Origin of the sequence: Mycolicibacterium chlorophenolicum, from assembly GCF_001044235.1 — a bacterium.
Taxonomy (GTDB): domain Bacteria; phylum Actinomycetota; class Actinomycetes; order Mycobacteriales; family Mycobacteriaceae; genus Mycobacterium; species Mycobacterium chlorophenolicum.
Genome location: NZ_JYNL01000069.1, coordinates 237,309 through 260,842 on the forward strand (window position 1 = coordinate 237,309; position 23,534 = coordinate 260,842).

Below are 23,534 nucleotides of genomic sequence, written 5' to 3' on the forward strand. Positions count from 1 at the left end.
CGAATTCGCGTTTACAGGCCGAGGTCGCGGCCGATGATCTCCTTCATGATCTCGGTCGTGCCACCGAAAATCGTCATGATGCGACCGTCGACGTAGTCACGGCAGACGCGGTACTCCATCATCCAGCCGTAGCCGCCGTGCAGCTGCACGCACTGGTCGACGACCTTCTTGGCGACCTCGGTCGCCCACCACTTCGCCTTGGCGGCTTCGACCGCGGTCAACTCGCCGTCGACGATGGCCTGCAGGCACCGGTCCACGTACTGTTCGGTGACGTCGAGCTCGGTGTCCATCTCGGCGAGCAGGAACCGGTTGTGCTGGAAGCTGCCGATCGGCTGCCCGAAGGCCTTGCGGTCCTTGGCGTATTGCAATGTCTGACGCCAGGTTTCGCGCGCGCCGGCGATCGCGGAGATCGCGATCGACAGCCGCTCCGAGGGCAGGTTCTGCATCAGGTGGTAGAAGCCGCGCCCCTCCTTGCCCAGCACGTTGGCGTTCGGCACGCGGACGTTCTCGAAGTGCAGCTCGGCCGTGTCCTGCGCATGCATCCCCATCTTGTCGAGCTTGCGGCCGCGGCTGAAGCCCTCCATGCCGCGCTCGACGACCAGCAGGGTGAAGCCTTTGTGCCCGGCCTCGGGATCGGTGCGGGCGACGACGACGACGAGGTCGCTGTTGATGCCCGACGAGATGAAGGTCTTGGACCCGTTGAGAATCCAGTCGTCCCCGTCGCGCACGGCGGAGGTGCGGATGCCCGCGAGGTCGCTGCCCGCGCCCGGCTCGGTCATCGCGACCGCGATGATGGTCTCGCCGGTGGTGATGCCGGGCAGCCAGCGTTCCTTCTGCTCGTCGGTGGTGAGGTCCTTGAAGTAGGGCGCGACGACGTCGTTGTGCAGGCTCAGCCCGGGTCCGGGCACACCGGCCTTGGCGATCTCTTCGTCGATGATCGCGTTGAACCGGAAGTCGTCGGAACCGCCGCCGCCGTACTCCTCGGGCATGTTGAACCCGATCAGGCCGTGCTTGCCCGCCGCGACGTAGGCCGACCGGTCGACGATGCGATCGGCCTCCCACTTCTCGGCATTCGGCACGAGTTCGCTCTCGATGTATCCGCGGACGGTGTCGCGGAAGGCCTCGTGCTCGGCGTCGTAGATGGTGCGCTTCATGGTTTCTCCCTCACTTTGGCTTACCGCGCCTTCCATACCGGCTGGCGCTTCTGCGCGAATGCCAGCGGCCCTTCCTTGGCGTCTTCGCTGCCGAACACCGCGACGGCCTCGCGCATGGTGCGCTTCCAGTCGGGCTCCTCGTCGGTGACGACGCCGTCGTCGGCACCGCGGGCGACCCGCTTGCTGGCCTGCACGGCCAGCGGTGCGTTGACGGCGATGCGCTCGGCCAGCGCGAGTGCGGCGTCCAGCACGGTGCCGTCGGCCACGACCTCGTTGACCAGACCCCAGCGCTGCGCGTCGGCGGCACTGATCGGCTCGCCGGTCAGCATCATCTGCATCGCGACCTTGCGGGGAATCTGCTCGACGATCCGGAAGACCCCGCCGGCGCCGGCGATCAGGCCCCGTTTCACTTCGGGCAGACCGAATTTCGCGCTCTCCCCGGCGACGACGAGGTCACTGGCCAGGGCCAGTTCGGTGCCGCCGCCCAGTGCGGTGCCGTTGACCGCCGAGATGGTCGGCTTGTCGATGAAGTGGCGGACGTAGCCGGCGAACCCCCACTTGGGGTGGTCGGGGTGGCCGATGTTCTCCCCGCGCGAGAGCGCCTTGAGGTCCGCTCCGGCGCAGAAGGATTTGTCCCCTGACCCGGTGACCACCACGACCCACACGTCGGGATCGTTCTGCGCCTCTTCGAGGGCGTCGCCCAGCCCGATCGACACGGCGGCGTTGATCGCGTTGCGCGCCTCGGGCCGGTTGATGGTCACGACCATGACGTGGCCCCGGCGCTCGACGAGGGCACCGGGGGCTTCGACTGCCGTCACAGCAGTTCCAGGATGGTGGCGTTGGCCTGGCCGCCGCCCTCGCACATGGTCTGCAGGCCGTACTGAATTCCGTTGTCGCGCATGTGGTACAGCAGCGTGGTCATGATGCGGGCGCCGGAGCCGCCGAGCGGGTGGCCCAGCGCGATCGCGCCGCCGTTGGGGTTGAGCTTCTTCTCGTCGGCGCCGATGTCCTTCAGCCACGCCATCGGCACGGGGGCGAACGCCTCGTTGACCTCGAACGCGCCGATCTGGTCGATCGACAGCCCGGACCGCTTGAGCGCCTTCTGCGTCGCGGGGATCGGTGCGGTCAGCATGATCACCGGGTCGGCGCCGGCCAGCACGGCGGTGTGCACCTTGGCCAGCGGCTTGAGCCCGAGCTCCTTGGCCTTCTCGGCCGACATGAACAGCAGCGCGGCCGACCCGTCGGAGATCTGCGAGCTGTTGCCGGCGTGGATCACGCCGTCCTCGCGGAACGCGGGCTTGAGCTGGGCCATCTTCTCCAGCGTGGTGCCGCGGCGGATGCCCTCGTCCTTGAGTACGGGATTACCGTCGGCATCCTTGATCGCGACGATCTGGTCGTCGAAGGCACCGGAATCCTGTGCCGCAGCGGCTTTCTCGTGGGAGTCGAGAGAGAACTGGTCGAGCGCGGTGCGGTCGAGGCCCCACTGCTCGGCGATCATCTCGGCGCCGATGCCCTGGTTCGGGGTCTTCTGGTAGCGGTCCTTGAAGCCGGCCGGGTACGGGTTGCCTCCACCAGCCAGCGACGAGCCCATGGGGGTCCGCGACATCGACTCGACGCCACCGGCGACGACGACGTCGTAGTGGCCGGCCACCACACCGGCGGCGGCGAAGTGCACCGACTGCTGGCTCGACCCGCACTGGCGGTCCACGGTCACCCCGGGCACCGATTCCGGCCATCCGGCGGTCAGCAGCGCGGTGCGGGCGATGTCCAGCGCCTGCTCGCCGGCCTGCATGACACAACCCCAGATGACGTCCTCGACCAGCGCGGGATCGACACCGGCGCGCTCCACGAGGCCGTTGAGCACCTGCGCGGACAGCTCGGCCGGGTGCACTCCCGACAGCCCACCGTTGCGCTTGCCGACCGGTGACCGTACGGCTTCGACAATGACGGCTTCAGGCATGGAGATACTCCTTCATTGAGATGGTGCCTCGAACGTAAACGAACAAGGTTTACTAGGTCAACCTACTGGTTGGTAGACGTCATGACCGCGTCAGAGCACCGGTCAGCGGCCGCGCGCGGCCCGGTCGGCCGCGTCGGCCAGCGCGTCGCGGAACTGCGGATGGGCGATCGCCGCGAGCGCCTCCCCCCGCTCCCGCACCGTCAGCCCCTCGAGCTCGGCCGCGCCGTACTCGGTGACGATCACGTCGACGTGATGACGCGGTGTGGTGATCACCGACCCGGCGTCGAAGCGCGGCACGATGCGCGACCGCGCCACCCCGCCGTCGTCGTACGTCGACGGCAGGCAGATCAACGAGCGGTCCGACAGCTCCAGGCCGACACCGGCCACGAAGTCCTCGGCGCCGCCGATGCCGCTGAACTGGTCGCCGCTGATGGTGTCGGCGACCACCTGGCCGTACACGTCGACCGCGAGCGCCCCGTTGATGGACACCATGTTCGCGTTGGCGGCGATGACCTCCGGGGCGTTGACGACGTCGACGGGCAGGAAGGCGACATCGTCGTTGTCGTCCAGCCAGGCGTAGAGGTCGGCCGATCCCAGCGCGAACGTCGTCACGCTGACCCCGTCGAATTGGCCCTTGCGCGCATTGGTCACCTTGCCCGCGCGGTGCAGCCGCAGGCAGCCGTCGGTGAACATCTCGCTGTGCAGGCCGAAGTCGCCGTGGTCGCCGTCGGCGAGCAGCGCGGCGATCTGACTCGGGATCGACCCGATGCCGGTCTGCAGCGTGGCGCCGGAGTCGATGTACGCGACGGCGTTGCGGGCGATCGCGGTGTCGGTGTCGGTCGGCGGCGGCGACGGCAACGCCAGCGGTGCGTCCGTCGAGGCGACCAGCACGTCGATCTCGTCGACGTGCAGCGCGTGCCGGTACCGCTCGCCCAGCCCGGCCGTGCGCGGATAGGCGTCGGACACCTCGACGACGAGCACCCGGTCGGGATCCGCACCGGCACGGCGCAATTCGGCGACCGTGCCGCCGGCGTGCAGCGACAGCGAGCACCATCCGTCGGCGTCGGGCGGGGTGGCGACCGTGGTCATCACGCGCGGCGACTGGCGTTCCAGCAGCGGCGCGAAGCGGCGGAAGTCGGCGGGCATGAACTCCACGCCGGCATCGGCGTCGCGCAATGCGCGCTCGAGCGGCCCGAAGAAGCCCGACAGATAGCGCACGCCGGGGCGGCTGAACAGCTCGGTCCCGACGGTCAGCAGCGCACCGTAGACGCACAGCGCGGTCCAGTCGGTCCGCTCGCCGAGGGCGCGCAGGAACGCCGGCGGCTGTCCCGGGCCGAGAGGAATGCCGAGCGTGTCGGCGGGATGCAGCCGCGCCGCGGCCTCCTCGGCGGTCAGTTCCTCCGGCATGGCCGTTACCCTGCCATGCGATGTCGCGATGCCGGCACGAAAGACCACAGCGCGCCGACATGGTTTACTGAGTTGCACAGCTCACCGTGACGTTCGGTGGCCTTCTCAGGAGTTTGTCGTGACGCGGAGTACCCGGCTGGCGCCGATGATCGGCCCGGACTCGACCGGTTCGGGTACCGCCGTACGCTCGCCGAAGACCGCGGAGCTGGTCGCGGGCACGCTGCGCCGGATGGTCGTCGAGGGCCAGCTCACCGATGGTGACTTCCTGCCCAACGAGGCCGAGTTGATGGCGCACTTCGGCGTCAGCCGGCCCACGCTGCGCGAGGCGGTGCGGGTGCTGGAGTCCGAGCGGCTCGTCGAGGTGCGCCGCGGATCGCGGACCGGCGCCCGGGTGCGGGTCCCCGGCCCCGAGGTGGTCGCCCGTCCCGCGGGGCTGCTGCTCGAGTTGTCCGGCGCCACGATCGCCGATCTGCTCACGGCGAAGGCCGGCATCGAGCCGCTGGCGGCGCGCCTGCTCGCCGAGTCCGGCTCCGCCGAGGCCTTCGAGGAACTCGACGCACTGCTCGAGGGACTGGTCGCCGACGGCTGGCAGTCCGAGCGGCTGGCCGAGAACACCGGGGCGTTCCATCTGCGGGTGGTGCAGCTGTCGGGCAACGCGACGCTGGGCATCGTCGCCGGCATGCTGCACGAGATCACGGTGCGGCACACGGCTTTCGTGTTCAACGAGCGCCGCCCGGTGTCCAAGGCGGACTACGAGAAGCTGATGCGTTCCTATCGCAAGCTGATGGCGTTCCTGCGGGCCGGCGACGCCGCGGGCGCCGAGGCGCACTGGCGCAAGCACCTCGACGTGTCCCGCGAACTGTTGCTCACCGGGCTGGAGAACGTGCCCGTGCGCGACGTGATGGGCTGAGCTACGGCGCGTCGGCCGCGTCTTGGTGGCTACTGCGCTGCCACGTCACGTGCACCGGGACGGTGTCGTCCCACGGCTGCCGGGTGACCATGTCGGCCACCATGATGTAGCCGCGCTCGAACTCCCCGGTGGCCGCGTCGACGAGGCGATACTCCTGGCGCTGCTTGTGGATCGGCTGCGCGTCGAGCAGCAGCACCCGCACCTCCCCCGGCTCGAACCGGCAGCGCTTCTGCAGCGCGGCGATCAACTGCTCGTTGTGCATGTGGCCGTCGCCGAAGTTCCAGCCGATCGCGGTGCTGCAGATGCGTTCCCCGTCGGTGAGCACGTAGTCGGCCTCGTCGTGGCCGGCCGTCAGCCGGTGCGCGAGCGTGAACATGGCGCGGCCGTGGGTGTTGAACGACCGGAACGCGTACCCCATGTACTGGTACATCTCGGCGGTCTCCCGGCTGCCGTAGAACTTCTCCATCTGGGCGGCGGGCATGCTGGCGATCGCGACGATGCCCGCAGCGATCTTCGCGTCCGCCGACGGCTTGATGCACCACAGCGAGGTGTCCCAGTTGCCGGCGTAGTACCGCATCCCCGGCAGGAAGGAGACCTTGCGCGGGAACAGGTTTCCGATCGCGACCGTGCCGGCCGACACCGCGAAGAGCACCAGCGGCCACGGACTGTGCAGATCGCCGAGACCGATACCGGCGTTGCCGACGAACAGCGCCAGCACGCTGAACATCATGAAGACGTTCCACTCCAGCGGCACCCCCATCGGGATCGCGGACAGGATCCCGAAGTGGAAGCACAGCATCACGACCGCCGCGATCGCGGTCACCCAGCCGCCGTGGGAGAAGAACAGCACCAGCGGCACGAGCATCTCGATGGCAGTGGACACGTGCGCGAGCCATCGCGACGCGCGGCCAGGGCGCAGATCGTCGGGGAAGTGCTCGAAGAACCGGCGCTTGATGGCCCGCGGCCGGATGACCGGGTTGTTGCTCATCATCGTCGAGATGACGAACGGGAAGTGCTTGTTGAGTTTGGACGTCGCCGCACCCATCCAGATGATCAGGCACACCAGCTTGGCGGCGATGACGATGTCGGCGCCGGTGAACAGGAAGCACACGGCCAGGGCGCCGTACACCTCACCGCGGGCCGCCAGGAACAGCACCTTGTCGCGCAGGCCGGCCAGCGCAAGCAGGCCGAGAATGGTCGCGGTCTGCCAGACCGGCAGCACCCCGACCTCGGAGCCGAGCTCAGGAATGGGCCCGGTGCCATCGGAGAAGAGAGCGACGACCAGCATCACCAGCAGCGCGCCATAGAGCACGACGTCGACCGGGGTGCGCGCATCGCCCTTGGTCAACGGGACCCGGTTCGGCCATGGGGGCAGCCGAATGGTCTTGGGCCGCAACCAGTACAGGACAGAACCCATCGGCGGGAAGAACCGGTTGTTCAGCGGGCCGAAGCCGCAGCCCAGGCCCACGATCTCGAACAGCATCGTGTAGAAGACGACCTTCTGGTACACGATCGGTTCGTGGTACCAGGCCGCCACGTCGGTGAACCCGTCGATGCCCCGGGTCGTCAGCACCACGAGCCACGCGAACAGCACGTACAGCAGGATCTTGACGACGTAGAACAGGTGCATCACCACCGGTGTGCCGAAGCCCACCTCGGCCCAGTGCCGGGCCATCGGAACGATCCGCTCCGCGCGAGTTCCCTTGCTCCATTCGGCGTAGTCGACGACCGGTGCGTCCTGCTTCAGAAACCCCATGGCTGACAAGACTAGAACGTGTTCCAGTTCCCCTCGGCGCGATTGTGCGGTTTCCTCCGCGACACGCCGCACCCGGCGTACCCCGACGCACAGTCGGCGGACTACGCGCCGGTCTTGGCCGGGGGGCGGTAGAAGATCACCAGCTGGCCGATGCCGCCCGCCAGGCCCAGCACCAGCGCGATCAGCAGGCCCCACCACCCGTGCAGGAAGTCGTCGAGCCCGGTGCCGGAGAACAGCAGGTGGTCGAGGCTGATCCTGCCCGCGCCGATGGCCGCGATGTCGGCGACCTGGGCGGTGGGCGGCAGGTCGTGTTGCGCGGCGGAGTCGTCGAGCGGACCGCTGCACACCAGCCAGACCGGCAGCTCGCGCAGCGCCTCGGCGTGCCTGCGCACGAAGCGCCGGGNGGTGGTGGCCGCGATGCGGGCGTGGAACATGCCCGGCTTCATGCCCATGCTGTCGAACCAGCCGGCGGTGCCGGCCAGCCCGCCCTTGCCGAAGAACTTGTTGTAGCCGTGCGCGGCCATCGTCAGGCCGAGGACGACCCGCAGGATGAGCACTCCGACGTCGTAGGCAGTCATGCAACAAAATCTAGAACATCTGTCACGTCGGCGCGCCCGCCGGGGACCGTCAGGCGGGCACCCAGTTGCCGTGGAAGCCGGCGGGCACCCGGTGCGGCAGCTTGATCGCCGCGATGTCCTCCAGGGTCTGCGCGTCCAGGACCGCGAGCTCGCTGCGGTCGGCCTGCCGGTCGTAGACGAAGCCCATCAGCACGCCGTCGTCCTCGTCGGCGTCTGGCGAGGACGGATGAAAGACGAACTCTCCGACCGCTTTTCCGTCGCCGAACGACCGGGCCACCGAGTTGTCGCCGATCAGGTCGTGTTTGAGCAGCGTCTCGGCTCCGCTCCCGTCGCCGAAGCAGGGCGCGTACCCGTAACGGTGCCGCTTACCGACGAGCCGTTCGTCGACGCGGGGGAACTCCTGGGGACGGTCGTCGACGCGCGACTCCCGCACCTTGCCGTCGACGAGGTCCACGGTCCAGCGCTCGAGGGTCGGGGGGCCCTCGTTGGGCCCCAGGTGGTCGGTGTCGAACATCTTCGGATGCCGGATGACGTCGAGCACCACGGTGTCCCCCGAGTCATAGGCGTTCATCGGGTGGAAGACGTAGCAGGGTTCGACGTCGAACCACCGCACGTCGGCGCCGGTGCCCTCACGCGGCATGACGCCGATGCGCGCGGGATAGTCCGGGTCCCACGAGTACGGGAATCGACGATCCGCCGACGCAGGAGTGGGCATCCGGGCGGCGATCGGATCGGGGATACGAACCCGGCCGATCAGGGCGCTCAGCATCAGCCGGGCCGGCAGCCGTAGCGCGCGCGGCACCGTCATCTCCACCGCCTGATGGACGTCGAAGGTGACCGGCAGGTCATAGAGGATCACGTGGCGTTCGGTCAGCGAGAAGTCGTGCATCATCGGGCTGCCCGTCACCGGGATGTCGACGGTGCGCCGCGCCCGTCCGTCGGTGCCGATCACCGAGTACTGCACGCTGTCGGCGCGATTCATGCTGTAGGAGACGGCGTGCAGTTCGCCGGTGTCGGGGTCGCGCTTGGGGTGTGCGGTGTAGCCCCCGGACAGGGTGCCGTCGAAGTCGCACACCCCGACGGTGTCGAGTTCGTCGGTCAGTTCGTAGTTGGCGACGCCGGACTCGATGAGCGCCAAGGTCTTTCCCGCGTGCCCGATGACGTTGGTGTTCGCGCCGATCTGCGAGACCCGGAAGTCACCGGTCGGCACCGGCTCGCCGAGCGCGCGGGCGGTCGCCGGTCCGCGGACCCAGCGGTTGCGGTACCACTCTGCCCTGCCGTCGCGGATCCGGATGCCGTGCACCATGCCGTCGCCGACGAACCAGTGGTAGAGCTTCGGATCGATCTCCCCGATCGGGTTGGGCCCGTTGCGCAGGTAGCGCCCGTCGAGGAAGTCGGGCAGCGATCCGGTGACCTCGAGGTCGGTGAGCGTGTACTCCTGCGCCAGTGGCGCGAAGGCGCCGCTCAGATAGCGGTTGTCCATGACACTCCCCTGATAACAGCGTTATAGCGCTCTCTGTATAACACCGTTATGGCAGCATGGCAATCATGAGCGCGGTGTCGGCAGAGGTGATCGCGGCGGGCGTCCGCCTGCTCGAGCGTGATGGCATCGGGTCGTTGAGCGCGCGCAACGTGGCCACCGAGGCCGGCACGTCGACCATGGCCGTCTACACCCATTTCGGCGGGATGACGGGCCTGCTCGACGCGATCGCCGTCGACGTGTTCGAGCGATTCGCCCAGGCGCTCACCGAGGTGCCCCAGACCGACGACCCGGTCGCCGACTTCCTCGTCATGGGGCTGGCGTACTACCGCTTCGCGCAGGAGAACCCGCAGCGCTATCAGCTGATGTTCGGCACGACGGCGCCGGCGTCGATCGCGCGGTTCCGGACGGACCTGACCGTCACGGGCAGCGCGAGCAATCGCGCCGAGTGGGCGCTGTCGTTCGGGGCGCTGCACCGGGCGGTCCACCGGATGATGGCGGCCGGACGGATCCGCGACGACGACGAACTCGCGGTGGCCGGTCGGTTGTGGAGCCTCAACCACGGGGCGGTGATGCTGGAGACGGCCGGCTTCTTCGGGCATGAGGGCCACGGCCTCTCGCAGATCCTCGGCCCGCTGGTGATCGACACTCTCGTGGGCATGGGCGACGACCGCGGCGCAGCGATGCAGTCTCTGCAGTCAGCGCTGACCAGGGCCGCCGAAAGCGTCTAGCGCAGCGCGTGGTCTAGCCGGTCGAGGTAGGCGTCGACGTCGCCGATCGCCGACTCCGCCGCGTGCACGCTGACCGCGACGGTGTCGCCGATGCCGTGCACGCCGTGCGTGAGGCCCATCATCGGCGAGAGCGCGGGGAAGCCGGCGGTGAGCACGACGGGCGCCCCTGCGAACGACAGATCGGCGGCGCCGCGGTGGACGCTGGAGACGACGGTGTTGCCGGTGACGGTGTCCGAACGCCGGTCCGGATCGAAATGGCCGACGCCCCAACGCAACACCGGCGCGGGGATCGCCGCGAACGCCGCGGCCTCGGCCGCCAGCGCCGGATGCGACGCGCGTCGCCGGCGCCCGTACAGGTCGGCGGCGATCGCCTGGGCTCGACGGTCAGCCGGCAGATGCGGGTGCAATCCGACGCCGACGTTGCCGTAGTGGTTGTTCGCCAGGCGCACACCGGGTGCGGCCATCGGCACCTCCGCACCCAGCAGCGTCGGGTCGTCGCCGAGTTCGCGCAGATGCCCGGCGAGCGCCGACGAGACGGCGGTCAGCACGCCGACGGTCACTGTCGGCCCGGGCAACTGGTCGCGCCGCCGGATCAGCGTGCGCACCGACAGCGCGCCGGCGGGACGCCTGTTGCTGCGCAGGGCCGGCCGGGACAGCGACTGCGGCGGAACGAGTCCCGCATCGGTGTCGCGCACCAGCCGGCGGTGCGCCCGCGCGGCGGCGACGGACCGGCGGACGAACCCGCCTCCAGTCGGCGGTGGCACCGCCGGCACCGCGCCGGGCCGGCCGAACAGCCACGCCGCCAGCGCCGAGGATCGGGCACCGTCGGCGAGCGCGTGCGAGATCTGCAGGATCGCAACACATCCCGCACCCGCTCCGGGTACGTCGTCGACGACGGGGAAGACGTGGAGCCGCCAGGGGTGCGTCCACGGATCGAGCTGGTCGGCGACCAGCCCCGCGACGGCGACCAGGCACCCGGCCCACGTGTCGTCCGGGTAGGTCACGAACTGCTGCGCGTCGACGGCGCACCTCTCCCACACGGGGTAGCGCCGTCCGCCGGTGTCGCGCACCCGCACGGTCAGGTCGGTGCACGTGTCGGCCCGATGCCGGAGCTCGTCGAGCGCTCCGACGGGATCGGCGGCCGTACCGCCGAACCCGTAGAGCAGGAACTGGTCGTTCGGGACGACCGCCGACATCCACAGCGTCTGCGCGTCGACCGGGGCGAGCCGGCGCACCGTCATACGGCCAAGGCTAGGCTGTGCCGCATGTCGCTGCTGCCGTCGGTGTCGAAGACCGGGGCGGTGCTCGTCACCGGCGCCTCATCGGGCATCGGCGAGCAGATCGCCCGTGAATTCGCCCGCCGCGGCTACCCCGTCATCCTGGTCGCGCGGCGCGCCGACAAGCTGACCGAACTCGCCGCCGCGCTGGGCACCCAGGCGCATGTGTTGCCCGCCGACCTCGCCGACGCCGCCCAGCGGGCCGCGCTGCCCGACCATGTCGCCGCGCTGGGGCTGACCGTCGACATCCTGGTCAACAACGCCGGGCTCTCCAACCTCGGCGCGGTCGCGAAGGTGGATCCGGCCGACGAACTGCGGTTGATCGAGGTCGACGTCGCGGCCGTGGTGGACCTGAGCACCCGGCTGGTGCCGGGCATGGTGGCGCGCGGGCGGGGCGCGGTGCTCAACGTCGCCTCGGTCGGGGCGTTCGGGCCGGTGCCGTTCCAGGCGTCCTACGGCGCAGCCAAGGCATTCGTGCTGTCCTACACCGAGGCGATGCGCGAGGAGTTGCGCGGCACCGGGGTGACCGCGGCCGTGGTCTGCCCCGGTCCGGTCCGCACCGGATTCGGCGCGGCGGCAGGCATTCCCGACGAAGAGGCCGAGAAGATGCTGCCACCCTTCCTGTGGGAGCAGGCGGACACGGTGGCCCGCGTCGCGGTCGACGGTCTCGCCGATGGGCGCTCGGTCATCGTGCCGGGCACGCCCAACCGGGCGGCGGCCCTGCTGTACCGCTACGCCCCGCACCGGCTGCTGCTGCCGCTGCTCGGCCGCAGCCATCCCGGCCGGTCGACGTAGCGCTACACCGGGTCGAACGAGGAGATCAGCCAGCGATCGCCGACCTTTTCGAGGGTGACGCGCACGCTCGAGTTGGTGTCGGTCGGAGCGTCCGCGCCGACGGTCACCGTCTGGTTGACGAACACCAGCACGACCGCCTTCTGCGGGCTGGCCGACACCGACGCCGCCGCGGGCACCGTGGCGACCGCGGAGATCTGCTTCTGCTTGGCGCCAGGGATCACCACGTCGTTGGTCAGCGAGGTGTACGAATCGCGGAACTCGCCGGTGAGCAGGTTGCGGGCATCGCCGAGCTGCTGGTCCACCTTGTCGGGCGTGTACGACAGCAGCGCGATGGTGCTGTCCTTGGCTGCCTGTACCGACGACACGGCCGCGATCTCCCCGTCGCGCACGGTGTTGTCCCGCCACTTCAGGTAGCCGGCGCCGAGGGCGAGGCCTAGGGCGATGGCCGGCAACACCGCGAACGCGACGACGCGCGTCCAGGCGCTGCGTCGCTTCGGGGCATCCCCGGGTTCCCCGGAGTCCTCCACCGCCTCGGAGTCCTCCGCCGCCTCGGTCTCCTCGGCGGTCTCGGTCTCCTCGATGGCGTCGGCCTCGGTGGCGTTCGTCGTCTCGTCGGTGACGTCCGTACTCACGTCTGCGCTCATGTCGGTGGGCTCGCTGACCTCTGTCTTGTCCTTGCTCACGGCACGAACTCCACGTTCGACACCTTGGCCTCGTCGCCGAGCTTCTCCACCGAGATCCGCATCCGCCAGGCCCGCGGTTGCTGCTCGGGGGCGCCGGCATTGCTCGTCTTCACCGTCACCGCGACCAGCACCTGCGCCTCGTTGTCGGTCGAGGTCTCCAGGCCGGCCTCGGCGATGGTGCCCTCGGACTTCGACTTGGCCTGCTTGACGACCTCGGCGAACGGCTGGGCCCGCTTCTGGAAGTCGTCGTAGAAGGTGCCCGTCGCCGAGTCGAGGATGCGCTGCACGTCGGCGTCCGCATGCTCGTAGTCGATCGTGGTCAGGTTCAGCGCACCCTGTCGGCCCACCAGCAGGAACAGCTCGCGGGCCGACTCGGCGCGCTGCGACTCCCACGTGCGGTAACCCAGCCAGCCGGTCAACCCCGCCAGCGCGAGCACACCGACCAGGCCGGCGACGAGCGCGATCTTGACGTGCGACCAGGGCGCGCGCCGCGGCGCCGCCACCTCAGCGTCGTCCGCGTCGTCCGCGTCCTCCGCGTCGTCGGCGTCGGTGTCCTCGGAGTCGTCCGCCTCGAGGGCGGTCTCGTCGGTGTCGGTCGGCTCGACGGTGGTGTCCGGCTCCGGGGTCGTCTCCGTCAGTTCCCCTTCGGGGGCAGCAGCATCGTCTGCCATGTTTTCTCCTCTGCGGCACCGTTGGCCAGGTTGGACTGTGTGTAGACACGTCCGTCCGGTCCAACGTACGTGCCGCTCGCCGGATCGTATTCGGCGGCAGCTATGGGTGGCGGCGCGGGTCCCGGCGGCGGAGACGACTGTGTCGGTGAGATGTTCGGCGGGATGTCCGGAACGGCCTGACCGGACGCCGTCGCGTTCGGATCGCCCTTCCAGTTGTAGCCGTCGTTGAGCGGCACGTAGTTCTCGTTGCTCTCACATTCCTGCCACGTCGGCGCGCGCTTGCCGGGGTTCTCCACGCAGGGCAGGTTGCGGGCACCGCGCACGTTGAACGGCGCGTCCTGGGGCACCCGGCAGTACACGTCGCCCGGCGGCCGGTCGGGGTAGTCCTCGAAGGTCGGCACCCGCCGCTGCTGGGCCGGCAGGAAGCCGGTGGTGCAGGGCGGCGGGATCGCCTGCGGGGGCAGCGGGATGGGCGCCGGCAACAACGGGATCGCCAGGTTGAGATTGAAGTTCAGGGCATCGCCCATGTAGTCCTGCTTGGTGTTGCGCTTGTGCACACCGACGGCCTGCGTGACCGCGGTGCCCTGCGGCAACAGCACCAGCAGCTGCTCGAGGCTCGGCTGATAGGTGACCAGCACCTGACCGACGCTCACCAGGTTGGCCAGCACGATCGGCAGGGTGGGCTGCAGCCGGTCGAACAGCGCGCGCACCTCCTCGGCGGCGCCCGGACCCTTGTCGAGGATGCCCCTCAGCGCCGGATCCTGCCGCTGCAGCTGACCGGAGACGTTGGCCAGGTTGGCCGCCCACGCCTGGATCGAGTCCGCGGTGTCGATCTGGCTGTCCAGCACCGGCTTCGACTGGTCCACGACGGTGATCAGGGAGTCGAGGTTCTTGCGGGCGTCGATGGCGAGCTTCGAGCTCCCGGTGACCAGGCGGCGCAGGTCGGGGCCGAGCCCGCCGACCGCGGTGTACGCCTCGTCGACGACCGTCTGCAGGTTCTCCTGCGGGATCGCCTCCAGCCCTCGGTTCGTGGCGTCCAGCACGGTGTTGATGTCGGTCGGCACCGTCGTGCGGTCCTCGGGGATCACGTCGCCGTTGCGCAGCATCGGGCCATCGGCGCTGCGCGGCAGCAGCTGGACGAACTGCTCGCCCACCGCGGAGACGCTGTGCACCTCGGCGTCGACGTCGGCGGGGATCTTGACGTCGGAGTTCAGCGACAGCACCGCCGACACCCCGGTGTCGGTCAGCGAAACGCTTTTCACTTCGCCGACCTCGACGCCGCGGTAGGTGACGTTGCCGCGCGGGTACAGGCCGCCGCTCTGGGCCAGCTTCATCGTGACCTGGTACTGCCCGACGCCGAAGAAGGCGGGCAGTCGCATGTAGGCGAACACCATGATCCCCAGCGCGGTCGTCGCGATGACGCCGAAGATCAACATCTGGATGACGATTCGACGGGTTATCCGCATGTCACCGCCCCTGGTCGAATCGGTACGGAGCGACCAGCGGGTTGCCCGCCGTGCCGGGGCCACCCGCGTTGCACGGGCTGGGGAACTGCCCGATGGTCCGGCCCCACTGCAGTTCCAGCCACGTCAGGTCGCATTCCCACCGCGACCCGGTGAAGATGCCCTGATCGATGCGGCTCAGCGTCAGGTCGAGGACCAGCGTGAGGTTGGCGTAGTCGCCGCGCATCCAGTTGGTCAGCGTCTCCTTCGGGAAGGGGAACGTCGGCAGGAAGCTGAGCGCGCGGGTGAGCGCGGGGCCGGCGTTGGCCAGTTGCTCCACCGTCGGGCCGAGGGCCTTGAGTTCGGCGACGAGGGCTTCCTTGGTCTGGTTGACCGAGTCGGCGGCCAGCGCGCTGAACCTGCCCAGCTGGGTCAGCGCCTCGGCCAGGTTCTTGCGCTGGTCCTTGAGCACCGAGAGCGCATCGGGGATCGTCCTGAGCGCCTTGTCCACGACGGGCTTCTGGTCGGCGAACTGACCGACCAGGTTGTTCAGGCTCTCCGACGCGGCGATGATGTCCTGCTTCTGGTCGTCGAGGTAGCCGATCGCGAGGTCGAGCTGCTCGATGAGGCTGCGCAGGTCGCCTTCGCGGCCGGCGAACGCGACGCTCAGCGCCTCGGTGATGTCCTGGATGTCGCCGATGCCGCCGCCGTTGAGCAGCATCGCCACCGCCGACAGCGCCTGCTCGGTGGTGGGGAACGACCCCGACGACGACAGCGGGATCAGCGAGCCGTCGTGCAGTCGGCCCGCGGGGGCCACGTCGGTGGGCGGCGCGAGCTCGATGTGCTGTGACCCCAGCAGGCTGGTCTGCCCCAGGGTGGCCGTCGCGTTCGCGGGCAGCACGACGTTGCCGTTGAGCTCCATCGTCACCAGCGCATGCCAGCCCTGACGCTCGATCTTGCGGACGTGGCCGACGTTGACGTCCCCGACCCGCACGCGCGAGTTCGGCTCGATCGCGTTGACGTCCGGCATCTGCGCCTCGATGGTGAACGCCCCCGGCCCGCCGCCCTCGACGCCGGGCAGCGGAATCGTGTTCAGTCCTCGCCAACCCGCGCAGCCGGACAGCAGCCCGACCGACACGACCGCGACGGTCACGCCGCGCACCGCGCGCCTCATGGCGTCCCTCCCGGGGGCACCATCAGGCCCTGCAGGCCGTCAGCCGGATTGGGCGTCGTGGGCACCGCCTCGGCGGGCAGCAGGGGACCCATCGACGGCGGCAGTGGCGCGTCCTGCGCCGGTGCCGGGCCGGGACCGGGCCCCGGGCCCGAGGCCGGGGGTGGCGGAGCCGAAGCACCTTGCGGCGGAACGTAATCGGGCCGCAGCCAATCCTCGCTGTAGGTGAGTTCGTTGGGCCGGGTGCTGGCACCGACGAAGACGTTCTGCGCCACCGGCAGGAAGTTGTACTGGCGGTTCTTGATGATCGGCGCCAGGTACTGGACGCACAACTTGGCCGACTCCTCGGCGCCCAGGCGGGAGGCCGCCTGAATGGCGCCGCACAGGAACGAGATCGGATCGGAGAAGTTGTTGATCATCGGCACGCTGCTGACGGCGCCCTGGGCGGGCTGCCAGATGTTCACGTAGTTCTGCAACGTGTTCGGTCCGACGTGCAGGAACTGCTTGAGGTCGCCGAGGCTGTCGTTGAGCGCCTGGGTCACGCCGGCCAACTTGTCCGATGTGGTGCCCAGCGCTTCGCGGTTGTCGGCCACGAACGTCTGGACCTCGCCGACCACGTTGTCGAGATCGCGCACGGCGTTGGCGACCTCGTCGGGATCGTCGGCGAGCAGGTTCGTCACGCTGGCGAGGTTCTGGTTGAGCTGACGCATCACGTCGGTGCTGTCCTGCAGCGCCGACACCAGGATCGCCAGGTTCTTGACCGTGGAGAACAGGTCGGTGCTGTGATCGCCGAGGGCCGAAATCGCCTGGGAGAGCTTGATGACGGCGTCGCGGATGTTGGCGCCCTGGCCCCGCAGGTTGTCCGCGGTGGTGTTGATCGCCGAGCCCAGCGGGCTGACGCCGCCCGGCTCGGTGGGCTGCAGGCTGTCGGCCAGCTTCGCCAGTTGCTCGCGAACCTGATCCCATTCGACCGGGACCGCGGTGCGTTCCCGCGGGATCACCGCGTCGTTGCCCAGCACCGGCCCATCGGTGTAGGCGGGGGTGAGCTGAATGTTGCGCGCGGTCACCAGCGTCGGGGACAGGATCGCGGCCTTGACGTCGGCCGGCACCTTGTACTTGCTGTCGTACCAGAACGTGACCTTGACCGACTCCGGTTGCGGCTCAATGGATTCGATCCTGCCGACGGGCACCCCGACGATGCTGACGTAGTCGCCGGCGTAGATGCCGTTGGTGTTCTCGAAGTACGCGGTGACGTGGGTGCGGTTGACCCGGTCGGTGTTGCGCAGCAGCACCACCACACCGCCGGCCAGGATGACCACCAGCGCGGCGATGAGGAGGTAGCGCGGGACTCGCGTCACTGGCCTCCCTCCGTCGGTGCGACGGGCGGGGCTTCACCGGGCGCGGGCACCACCTGCGGCAGCGGGGTGGGTCCGGGAACCGACTGCAGGTTCGGCGGCGCCTCGGCAGGCGGTCCGGGCGGCGGGCCGCCCGGCGGCGGCGCCGGCGGCGGCTCGCGGTAGGGATAGCAGCCGGTGGGTCCGGGCAACGGCAACCCGGGCGGACCGCAGCCCTGGTCGCCCGGATTGCCGGTGATGGCATCCGGGATGGTCAGCCGCGGCTCGCCGCCCTGCCCGGTGCGCGGGAACGGCACCGGCAGCGCCGGGGTGCCCGGCTGACCGACCTGCGGGTCGGTGCGCTCCGACGGCAACAGCACGTTCGGATCGAGGCCGAGGTCGGAGAACGCGGCGTCGACGAACGGCTGCACGAACTGGCCGGGCAGCAGGTTGGCCACATAGGTCTTGAAGAACGGGCCCGAGGACACCGACTCCCCCAGCGACATCGAGTACTGCTGCAGCAGGTGCAGCGACTTCTGCAGGCGCTCCTTGCGGTTGTCGATCATCGTCAGCACGCCGTTGAGCTTGTCCAGCGCCGGCTTGAGCGTCGCGCGGTTGTCGTTGATGAACCCGAGCAGCTGGTCGCTGAGCGCCGAGATGTTGCCGGAGATCTGATCCAGCGCCGCACTCTGATTCTGCAGTTCGGCCAGCAGCGCGTTGCTGTTGTTGACCAGGCCGACGATCTGGTTGCTCCGCTCGGCCAGTACGGTCGTCGCCTTGTTCGCGTTGCCGAGCAGGCCGCGCAGCTGGGCGTCGCGTTCGTCGAGGGTCTGCGAGAACCGCGCCACGCCGTCGATCGCGACGCGCAACTGCGGCGGGGTGTCGGCGAACGTGGCCGACAGCACCCGCAGCGAGTCCGACAACTGGTTGGTGTTCAGGCCGCTGATCGTCGACGCCAGATCACCCAGCGCGTCGGGCAGCTGGTACGGAGACGTGGTGCGGTCCAACGGAATCTGGGTGTTCAGTTGACCCTCGCCGCGCGAGGTGATCTCGAGCAGTTTGGTGCCCAGCAGCCCCTTGGTCTTGATCGCCGCCTCGGTACGGTCACCGAGCCGGATGTCCTTGGCGACGGTGAACGTGATCCGGGCGCGCGAGTTGTCCAGGTCGATGGACTTGACGGTGCCCACCTTGAACCCCGACACGAGCACGTCCTGACCGGTGGTGAGGCCGCCGGCGTCGGCGAACAGGGCCGAGTACTCGCGGCCCTGGAAGAACGGCAGCCGGTCGTAGTTCAGCGAGCCGACCACGATGCCGATGGTCACCAGCAGCCCGATCGTGCCGATGACCAGCTGATTGCGTTCACTGAAGGATCTCACCGCGGCGCGCACCTCCCCGTCGACTGGCCGGCCACCTTGACGTACACGGGTTGGCCGCCTTTGCCGTTGAGTTTGAGCACGATGTCGCACAGGTAGAAGCTGAAGAAGTCGCCGTAGATGCCCTGGCGCGCCAGCGCCTGGTACGCGTCGGGCAGTGTGTTCAGCAGGTTGTCGAAGTAGTCCTTGTCGGCCACCACGATGGCTGACGCGCGGTCGGTTTCCTTCACCGTCTTGGTGAAGGGCTCCCGCGCCTGCGCCAGCAGGTCCGCGATGCTCGACGCCGCCGCGTTGGTGTAGGCGAGCCCGCTGCTGATGTCCTGCCTGCGGTCCTTGAGGGTCTCGACCAGACCGGACAACCCGTCGACCGCCTTGCCGAGCTGGTCGCTCTGGTCGCCCAGCGACCCCAGCACCACGTTGAGGTTGGTGACGACCTGCCCGATCAGCTGATCCCGGTCGGCCAGCGTGCTGGTCAGCGCCGCGGTCTGGGCCAGGAACGAGTTGATCGTCCCGCCCTGTCCCTGCAGCGCCGAGATCAGTTGCCCCGACAGCGCATTCACCTGGTCGGGATCCAGCGCCCGGAACAGCGGCCGGAAGCCTCCGATCAACGCGTCGAGGTCGAGTGCCGGCGCGGTGCGGGCCATCGGGATGGTGCCGCCCGGCTTCAGCGTCGCGGTGCTGCCGGCGCCCTCCTCCAGCGCGAGGAACCGCCCACCAATCAGGTCGTCGTAGCGGATCACCGCCCTGCTGCCCTCGGTCAGCACCACCGTGTCGTCCGCACTGAACTCCACGAGCGCCGTCGTATCCGGTTGGATGGCAACCTTTTCGACCTTGCCCACCTCGACACCGGCGATCCGGACGAAGTCGCCGTTCTCCAGGCCACTCACGTTGGTGAACTCGGCCCGGTAGGTGTGCGTCTTCTCCCCAAAGCGCATCTGCCCGAAGACGGCGAACAGGCCGAAGACACCGAGCAGGCACACGACCAGGAACACGGCGAGACGCCACGCGTCATGCCGTATCGAGGTCGTCAGGCCTGGCATCGCAGGTTGCCTTTCCGTGCGGAGTCGATGGTGGTCATGGGGACGGCGCAGCCTCGCGCGGAAGCGGAACCGGTGGCAGCGGGGTCGGCTGCATCTGCGCCGGGTTGGCGACGATGAACGGTTCGGAGCCCGGCGTGCGTCCCGGGTCCCGCGGCGCGCCCGGAGGCGGGGCCGGGGGCAGCCCCGGCCACAGCGGCGAGCCGTCGGGGGCGTAGAGGTCCGCACCGTAGGCGGGGGCGCCCGGATACGGAATGGGCCCCGGGGCGGGTCCGCCGAACAGGTTGCGGATGCTGGGCGGTTCGGGCACGGCGCGGGTGGTCGGCAGGTAATTGGCCCAGGCCGGGAACCCGATGCCCGGATTGGGGCGCCAGTCGATACCGGTGCCCCACCCGGTGTTGGTCACCAGGTTCCGCACCGGCCAGTTCTTGGCGACATCGGGCAGCGAGCCGCACGAGGGCTTACCGCCGGGCCCACCCTTGGCCCCGATGACCGGCAGATTGTCGGGGTAGTGGTACGGGTCGTCGCCTAGCGACAGCCCGACGTCGAGCACGAGGGTGCGGCCGTTGCCGCCCGGACCCTCGTAGCCACCGGTGTCGAGCAGCGTCTTGGCGCCGGTCAGCAGGCAGGTGTACTCCGGGCTGTACTTGTACAGCAGGTCGGTGGTGGGCCGCAGGACGTTGATGCCCTTGATCAGGTTGGCCTGATTCGGCGCCAACAGGCTGATACCGCTGTTGGACAGGCCGATCGTCGACATCAGCAGCGTGTCCAGCTGCGTCGCCCGGTCGGAGATCGTCGTGCTGGTGGTGCTCAGCGCGTCGAGCGTGGTGACGATGTCCCCCGCCGCGGCGCTGTAGGTGTCGTTGAAGCGCTTCAGCGTGCGCCAGTCCTCGGCGATCGTGTCACTGCGCGGATTGAGCTGCAGCAGAACCTGATTCGCGGCGGTGGTGGCCTCTCCGATCTGCGGGCCCAGACCCCGGACCCCGTCGGCGAGCGCGGACAGCGTGCTGTTCAGCTTCGCGACGTCGACGCGGTCGATGAGGGCGACCACGTTCTGGAACACCGTGTTCGCCTCGACGGTGACGTTGCGCGACCGGATCACCTGGCCGGCCTGCAACTGCCCCTTCGGATCCGGCGGATAGATCAGGTCGACGTACTTGGCGCCGAACACGGTGGTCGCCCGGATCTGGGCTTCGACGTTGCCCGGGATGTGGCCGATCTTGTCCTTGTCGATCTCGAGCTTGAGAGCCACCGGCTCGCTGCCGCCCTCGATCGCGGAGACCCGCCCGACCTGGACGCCGCGCAGCTTGACCTTCGAGTTGGTCTCCATCACCAGACCGGCGCGGTCGGAGGTCAGCGTGACGGTCTCATGCGATTTGAAGGTGCCGAAGAACAGCGCGAACGTCAGCCACAGGGCAACCGCGATCAGCAGCAGCAGGATCAGCGTGTACCACGCCGGGTGCAGCCCTTCGTCGTGAGTGTCCATGTCAGCCCGCCAGATTGAAGTTGCCGGACTGGCCGTAGACGGCCAGGGAGAGCAGCACCAGCACGGACGCCGAGATGATCAGCGAGGATCGGACGGCCCGCCCGACGGCCTCGCCCACGCCTGCCGGCCCGCCGCGCGCGGTGTAGCCGTAGTACGTGTGCACCAGCATGATGATCACCGACAGCACGATGCACTGCCCGAACGACCACATCAGATCGGTGGGGTTGAGGAACGTCTTGAAGTAGTGGTCGTACACGCCGGTCGACTGGCCGTAGAGCACCGTGGTGCCGAAACGCGCCGCCCAGAAGGCCATCAGCACACCGACGCAGTACAGCGGGATCACCACGAGGAAGCCCGCGATCACCCTGCTGGAGGCGAGGAACGCGATGCTGCGGATACCCATCACCTCGAGGGCGTCGATCTCCTCGTTGATCCGCATGGCGCCGAGTTGCGCGGTGGCGCCGGCGCCGATGGTCGCCGACAGCGCGATGGCGGTGGTGGCGGGCGCGATGAGCCGCACGTTGAAGTAGGCCGAGACGAATCCGGTCAGCGCTTCGACACCGATGGTGGAGAAGTCGTTGTATCCCTGCACCGCCACCAGGGCGCCGGTGGTGACCGTCAGGAATCCGACGATCGCCACGGTGCCGCCGATGACGATCAACGCGCCTGCGCCGAGGCCCATCTGGGCGATGATCCGGATCAGCTCGACGCTGTAGTGGGTGAAGACGTAGCCCACCGAGCGCAGCGTGCGGCCGAAGAACTTGGCCTGCGTTCCGATGTCGTTCCATGGTCCGGCCACGCTCTGGTACCGGGCCTTGAGCCACGGGAACTGGGAATGGGGCCGCGAGACCGTCATAGCGTGATCTTGATCGCTACGGCCGTCGCGACGATGTTGATCGCGAACAGCGCCATGAAGGTGAACACCACGGTCTCGTTGACGGCGTTACCGACGCCGGCCGGGCCGCCGCGCACGGAAATGCCTTTGTAGCAGGCGATCAGACCGGCGGAGAGGCCGAACAACGCGGCCTTCGCCAACGCGATGATGACGTCGGTGGTGCCGATGAGCAGCGTCAGGCCCGCCGCGAACGCGCCCGGGGAGACGTGCTGGATGTAGACGACGAAGAAATAGGCCCCCGTCAGACCGACGAGGATCACGGTCGCCGACAGCGCCAGCGACACGACCATCGCGGCCAGCACGCGGGGAACCACAAGAGCCTGAATGGGATTGATGCCCATCACCCGCAGTGCGTCGAGTTCCTCACGGATGGTGCGGGCGCCCAGGTCGGCGCACATCGCGGTGGCCCCGGCGCCGGCGACCACCAGCACGGTGACGATCGGCCCGATCTGGCGGACCGTGCCGAGCGCGGCTCCCGTCCCGGAGAAGTCCGCGGCGCCGATCTCGGTCAGCAGGATCGTCGTGATGAACGTCAGCAGCACGGTGTAGGGAATGGTCAGCAGCAGCGTCGGCAGGATCGACACGCGGGCGACAAACCAAGACTGGGCGATGAACTCACGCCACGCGAACGGCGGCTGGAACAGTGCCACGAACGTGTCGAGGGCCATCGAGAAGAAGCCGCCGAAAGCGCGTACGGGCTTGGCGAGGGCATCGGAAGCGACCATTCAACCGGTCCTTCCTCGAATGCAGTTCACCGCGACGGCCCTCCGACTGACCAACCCCCTGTTGTGTGTGGGCTGACGGTACATCTGCAAGGACGCCGGCAGACCGTATATCACCAAAATGTGGTACGGCAACACGAACCATTGCCGCTGCATGGCGACAAGCCACTTCACACAGCTGCCACCGCCTCCTCGAGTTCGGCGATGACGATCTTTCGCATGCCGAGCATCGCTTTCGTCGCCGCACCCGCCCGCGCGGGATCGGGGTCGGCGGTCAGCTCCACGAGCCGGTCCGGCACGATCTGCCAACTCAGCCCGTACCGGTCCTTCAGCCAGCCGCACGCCGACTCCTCTCCCCCGTCGACGAGTCGCTCCCAGTAGTGGTCGACGTCAGCCTGATCGCGGCAGTGCACCGTGAACGACACCGCCTCGGTGAACCGGAACGCCGGGCCCCCGTTGATGCCGATGAATGGTTGACCGTCGAGGGTGAAGTAGGCGGCCAGCACGTCGCCCGGTGCGCCGGGCCCGGCGTCGGTGTACCGGTCGACCCGTTCGACCGAGGAGTTGGGGAACACGGCGGTGTAGAACGCGAGGGCGTCCTCGAGGTCGTCGTCGAACCAGAGCGACGGGGTGATGGCGGGCATGGCGGCCTCCTGGTGGTCGGGGTGCTGT

Annotated in this window: 21 protein-coding genes and 2 pseudogenes; 3 read left to right on the forward strand and 20 right to left on the reverse strand. The window is 69.0% G+C overall.

Annotated features, from left to right (window positions below; translation table 11 throughout):
* Nucleotides 1-11: 11 nt before the first annotated feature.
* The 4 genes from MCHLDSM_RS30915 to MCHLDSM_RS30930 all read right to left on the reverse strand — a co-directional run bounded on the left by MCHLDSM_RS30915 (nt 12) and on the right by MCHLDSM_RS30930 (nt 4,521).
* Nucleotides 12-1,154 (reverse strand): acyl-CoA dehydrogenase family protein, encoded by a 1,143-nt coding sequence (locus MCHLDSM_RS30915; RefSeq protein ID WP_048473589.1) that lies wholly within the window; start codon nt 1,152-1,154, stop codon nt 12-14.
* 20 nt (nt 1,155-1,174) lie between these two features.
* Entirely contained in the window at nt 1,175-1,921 is a 747-nt protein-coding gene (locus tag MCHLDSM_RS30920; protein ID WP_048474114.1) for a crotonase/enoyl-CoA hydratase family protein, read from the reverse strand.
* A gap of 47 nt (nt 1,922-1,968) precedes the next feature.
* Nucleotides 1,969-3,114 carry a thiolase family protein gene (locus tag MCHLDSM_RS30925; RefSeq protein WP_048473590.1) on the reverse strand — a complete coding sequence of 382 codons (1,146 nt, stop codon included), beginning with the start codon at nt 3,112-3,114 and terminating at the stop codon, nt 1,969-1,971.
* 102 nt (nt 3,115-3,216) lie between these two features.
* Nucleotides 3,217-4,521, reverse strand: coding sequence for an acetyl-CoA hydrolase/transferase family protein (locus tag MCHLDSM_RS30930; protein WP_048473591.1), 1,305 nt, complete (start codon nt 4,519-4,521; stop codon nt 3,217-3,219).
* 118 nt (nt 4,522-4,639) lie between these two features.
* Here MCHLDSM_RS30930 and MCHLDSM_RS30935 point away from each other — a divergent pair, with 118 nt between their 5' ends.
* Nucleotides 4,640-5,431 carry a FadR/GntR family transcriptional regulator gene (locus MCHLDSM_RS30935; protein ID WP_048416883.1) on the forward strand — a complete coding sequence of 264 codons (792 nt, stop codon included), beginning with the start codon at nt 4,640-4,642 and terminating at the stop codon, nt 5,429-5,431.
* A gap of 1 nt (nt 5,432) precedes the next feature.
* Here the strand turns inward: MCHLDSM_RS30935 and MCHLDSM_RS30940 are convergent, their stop codons facing one another.
* The 4 genes and pseudogenes from MCHLDSM_RS30940 to MCHLDSM_RS30950 all read right to left on the reverse strand — a co-directional run bounded on the left by MCHLDSM_RS30940 (nt 5,433) and on the right by MCHLDSM_RS30950 (nt 9,248).
* The gene (locus tag MCHLDSM_RS30940; protein ID WP_048473592.1) at nt 5,433-7,187 is read right to left on the reverse strand and encodes a DUF3556 domain-containing protein; all 1,755 of its coding nucleotides are present in this window, start codon (nt 7,185-7,187) and stop codon (nt 5,433-5,435) included.
* A 101-nt stretch (nt 7,188-7,288) separates the two neighbouring features.
* Nucleotides 7,289-7,465: pseudogene (locus MCHLDSM_RS40595) on the reverse strand (DoxX family protein); the annotation flags it as partial.
* Between the two features lie 126 nt (nt 7,466-7,591).
* Nucleotides 7,592-7,765 (reverse strand): annotated as a pseudogene (locus MCHLDSM_RS39960) (DoxX family protein); the annotation flags it as partial.
* A gap of 49 nt (nt 7,766-7,814) precedes the next feature.
* On the reverse strand, nt 7,815-9,248 hold the full coding sequence (locus MCHLDSM_RS30950) for a carotenoid oxygenase family protein (RefSeq protein WP_048473594.1): 1,434 nt from the start codon (nt 9,246-9,248) through the stop codon (nt 7,815-7,817).
* Nucleotides 9,249-9,313: 65 nt separating this feature from the next.
* Here MCHLDSM_RS30950 and MCHLDSM_RS30955 point away from each other — a divergent pair, with 65 nt between their 5' ends.
* Complete coding sequence (locus tag MCHLDSM_RS30955) at nt 9,314-9,976, forward strand: TetR/AcrR family transcriptional regulator (protein ID WP_048473595.1); 663 nt, start codon at nt 9,314-9,316, stop codon at nt 9,974-9,976.
* On the opposite strand, the gene MCHLDSM_RS30960 is transcribed toward MCHLDSM_RS30955, so the two are convergent.
* Nucleotides 9,973-11,217: a WS/DGAT domain-containing protein gene (locus MCHLDSM_RS30960; RefSeq protein WP_048473596.1), complete on the reverse strand. Its 1,245-nt coding sequence runs from the start codon at nt 11,215-11,217 to the stop codon at nt 9,973-9,975. The genes MCHLDSM_RS30955 and MCHLDSM_RS30960 overlap by 4 nt on opposite strands.
* A 24-nt stretch (nt 11,218-11,241) precedes the next feature.
* Between MCHLDSM_RS30960 and MCHLDSM_RS30965 the strand changes: the two genes are divergently transcribed.
* The gene (locus MCHLDSM_RS30965; protein WP_048473597.1) at nt 11,242-12,048 is read left to right on the forward strand and encodes an SDR family NAD(P)-dependent oxidoreductase; all 807 of its coding nucleotides are present in this window, start codon (nt 11,242-11,244) and stop codon (nt 12,046-12,048) included.
* A gap of 2 nt (nt 12,049-12,050) precedes the next feature.
* On the opposite strand, the gene MCHLDSM_RS30970 is transcribed toward MCHLDSM_RS30965, so the two are convergent.
* The 11 genes from MCHLDSM_RS30970 to MCHLDSM_RS31020 form a co-directional block, all read right to left on the reverse strand.
* On the reverse strand, nt 12,051-12,692 hold the full coding sequence (locus MCHLDSM_RS30970; protein ID WP_082169195.1) for an Rv1363c family protein: 642 nt from the start codon (nt 12,690-12,692) through the stop codon (nt 12,051-12,053).
* A gap of 35 nt (nt 12,693-12,727) precedes the next feature.
* Nucleotides 12,728-13,402 (reverse strand): Rv1363c family protein, encoded by a 675-nt coding sequence (locus tag MCHLDSM_RS30975; RefSeq protein ID WP_048473599.1) that lies wholly within the window; start codon nt 13,400-13,402, stop codon nt 12,728-12,730.
* Nucleotides 13,366-14,868 carry an MCE family protein gene (locus MCHLDSM_RS30980; RefSeq protein WP_048473600.1) on the reverse strand — a complete coding sequence of 501 codons (1,503 nt, stop codon included), beginning with the start codon at nt 14,866-14,868 and terminating at the stop codon, nt 13,366-13,368. The genes MCHLDSM_RS30975 and MCHLDSM_RS30980 overlap by 37 nt, the downstream gene beginning before the upstream one ends.
* Before the next feature lies 1 nt (nt 14,869).
* Nucleotides 14,870-16,018, reverse strand: a complete 1,149-nt coding sequence (locus MCHLDSM_RS30985) for a virulence factor Mce family protein (RefSeq protein ID WP_048473601.1) — start codon at nt 16,016-16,018, stop codon at nt 14,870-14,872.
* Nucleotides 16,015-17,373 (reverse strand): virulence factor Mce family protein, encoded by a 1,359-nt coding sequence (locus MCHLDSM_RS30990; RefSeq protein ID WP_048473602.1) that lies wholly within the window; start codon nt 17,371-17,373, stop codon nt 16,015-16,017. Before MCHLDSM_RS30990 ends, MCHLDSM_RS30985 begins: the two co-directional genes overlap by 4 nt.
* Nucleotides 17,370-18,725 carry an MCE family protein gene (locus MCHLDSM_RS30995; RefSeq protein WP_048474115.1) on the reverse strand — a complete coding sequence of 452 codons (1,356 nt, stop codon included), beginning with the start codon at nt 18,723-18,725 and terminating at the stop codon, nt 17,370-17,372. Before MCHLDSM_RS30995 ends, MCHLDSM_RS30990 begins: the two co-directional genes overlap by 4 nt.
* The gene (locus MCHLDSM_RS31000; protein WP_082169149.1) at nt 18,722-19,762 is read right to left on the reverse strand and encodes a virulence factor Mce family protein; all 1,041 of its coding nucleotides are present in this window, start codon (nt 19,760-19,762) and stop codon (nt 18,722-18,724) included. The genes MCHLDSM_RS30995 and MCHLDSM_RS31000 overlap by 4 nt, the downstream gene beginning before the upstream one ends.
* 34 nt (nt 19,763-19,796) lie before the next feature.
* Nucleotides 19,797-21,245 carry an MCE family protein gene (locus MCHLDSM_RS31005; RefSeq protein ID WP_048473603.1) on the reverse strand — a complete coding sequence of 483 codons (1,449 nt, stop codon included), beginning with the start codon at nt 21,243-21,245 and terminating at the stop codon, nt 19,797-19,799.
* 1 nt (nt 21,246) lies between these two features.
* A complete protein-coding gene (locus MCHLDSM_RS31010; RefSeq protein WP_048416871.1) occupies nt 21,247-22,101 on the reverse strand; it encodes an ABC transporter permease in 855 nt (284 codons plus the stop codon).
* The gene (locus tag MCHLDSM_RS31015; protein WP_048416870.1) at nt 22,098-22,865 is read right to left on the reverse strand and encodes an MlaE family ABC transporter permease; all 768 of its coding nucleotides are present in this window, start codon (nt 22,863-22,865) and stop codon (nt 22,098-22,100) included. The genes MCHLDSM_RS31010 and MCHLDSM_RS31015 overlap by 4 nt, the downstream gene beginning before the upstream one ends.
* A 167-nt stretch (nt 22,866-23,032) precedes the next feature.
* On the reverse strand, nt 23,033-23,506 hold the full coding sequence (locus MCHLDSM_RS31020) for a VOC family protein (RefSeq protein ID WP_048473604.1): 474 nt from the start codon (nt 23,504-23,506) through the stop codon (nt 23,033-23,035).
* Between the last annotated feature and the right edge of the window lie 28 nt (nt 23,507-23,534).

Bases quoted from the DNA above. Each gene is read 5' to 3' on its own strand.
- MCHLDSM_RS31010 (WP_048416871.1), bottom strand. From the start codon at position 22,101: ATGACGGTCTCGCGGCCCCATTCCCAGTTCCCGTGGCTCAAGGCCCGG.
- MCHLDSM_RS31000 (WP_082169149.1), bottom strand. From the start codon at position 19,762: ATGCCAGGCCTGACGACCTCGATACGGCATGACGCGTGGCGTCTCGCC.
- MCHLDSM_RS30925 (WP_048473590.1), bottom strand. From the start codon at position 3,114: ATGCCTGAAGCCGTCATTGTCGAAGCCGTACGGTCACCGGTCGGCAAG.
- MCHLDSM_RS30980 (WP_048473600.1), bottom strand. From the start codon at position 14,868: ATGCGGATAACCCGTCGAATCGTCATCCAGATGTTGATCTTCGGCGTC.
- MCHLDSM_RS30915 (WP_048473589.1), bottom strand. From the start codon at position 1,154: ATGAAGCGCACCATCTACGACGCCGAGCACGAGGCCTTCCGCGACACC.
- MCHLDSM_RS31015 (WP_048416870.1), bottom strand. From the start codon at position 22,865: ATGGTCGCTTCCGATGCCCTCGCCAAGCCCGTACGCGCTTTCGGCGGC.
- MCHLDSM_RS30950 (WP_048473594.1), bottom strand. From the start codon at position 9,248: ATGGACAACCGCTATCTGAGCGGCGCCTTCGCGCCACTGGCGCAGGAG.
- MCHLDSM_RS30975 (WP_048473599.1), bottom strand. From the start codon at position 13,402: ATGGCAGACGATGCTGCTGCCCCCGAAGGGGAACTGACGGAGACGACC.
- MCHLDSM_RS30965 (WP_048473597.1), top strand. From the start codon at position 11,242: ATGTCGCTGCTGCCGTCGGTGTCGAAGACCGGGGCGGTGCTCGTCACC.
- MCHLDSM_RS30940 (WP_048473592.1), bottom strand. From the start codon at position 7,187: ATGGGGTTTCTGAAGCAGGACGCACCGGTCGTCGACTACGCCGAATGG.
- MCHLDSM_RS30970 (WP_082169195.1), bottom strand. From the start codon at position 12,692: ATGAGCGCAGACGTGAGTACGGACGTCACCGACGAGACGACGAACGCC.
- MCHLDSM_RS30955 (WP_048473595.1), top strand. From the start codon at position 9,314: ATGAGCGCGGTGTCGGCAGAGGTGATCGCGGCGGGCGTCCGCCTGCTC.
- MCHLDSM_RS30960 (WP_048473596.1), bottom strand. From the start codon at position 11,217: ATGACGGTGCGCCGGCTCGCCCCGGTCGACGCGCAGACGCTGTGGATG.
- MCHLDSM_RS30930 (WP_048473591.1), bottom strand. From the start codon at position 4,521: ATGCCGGAGGAACTGACCGCCGAGGAGGCCGCGGCGCGGCTGCATCCC.
- MCHLDSM_RS31020 (WP_048473604.1), bottom strand. From the start codon at position 23,506: ATGCCCGCCATCACCCCGTCGCTCTGGTTCGACGACGACCTCGAGGAC.
- MCHLDSM_RS30985 (WP_048473601.1), bottom strand. From the start codon at position 16,018: ATGAGGCGCGCGGTGCGCGGCGTGACCGTCGCGGTCGTGTCGGTCGGG.
- MCHLDSM_RS30920 (WP_048474114.1), bottom strand. From the start codon at position 1,921: ATGGTCGTGACCATCAACCGGCCCGAGGCGCGCAACGCGATCAACGCC.
- MCHLDSM_RS31005 (WP_048473603.1), bottom strand. From the start codon at position 21,245: ATGGACACTCACGACGAAGGGCTGCACCCGGCGTGGTACACGCTGATC.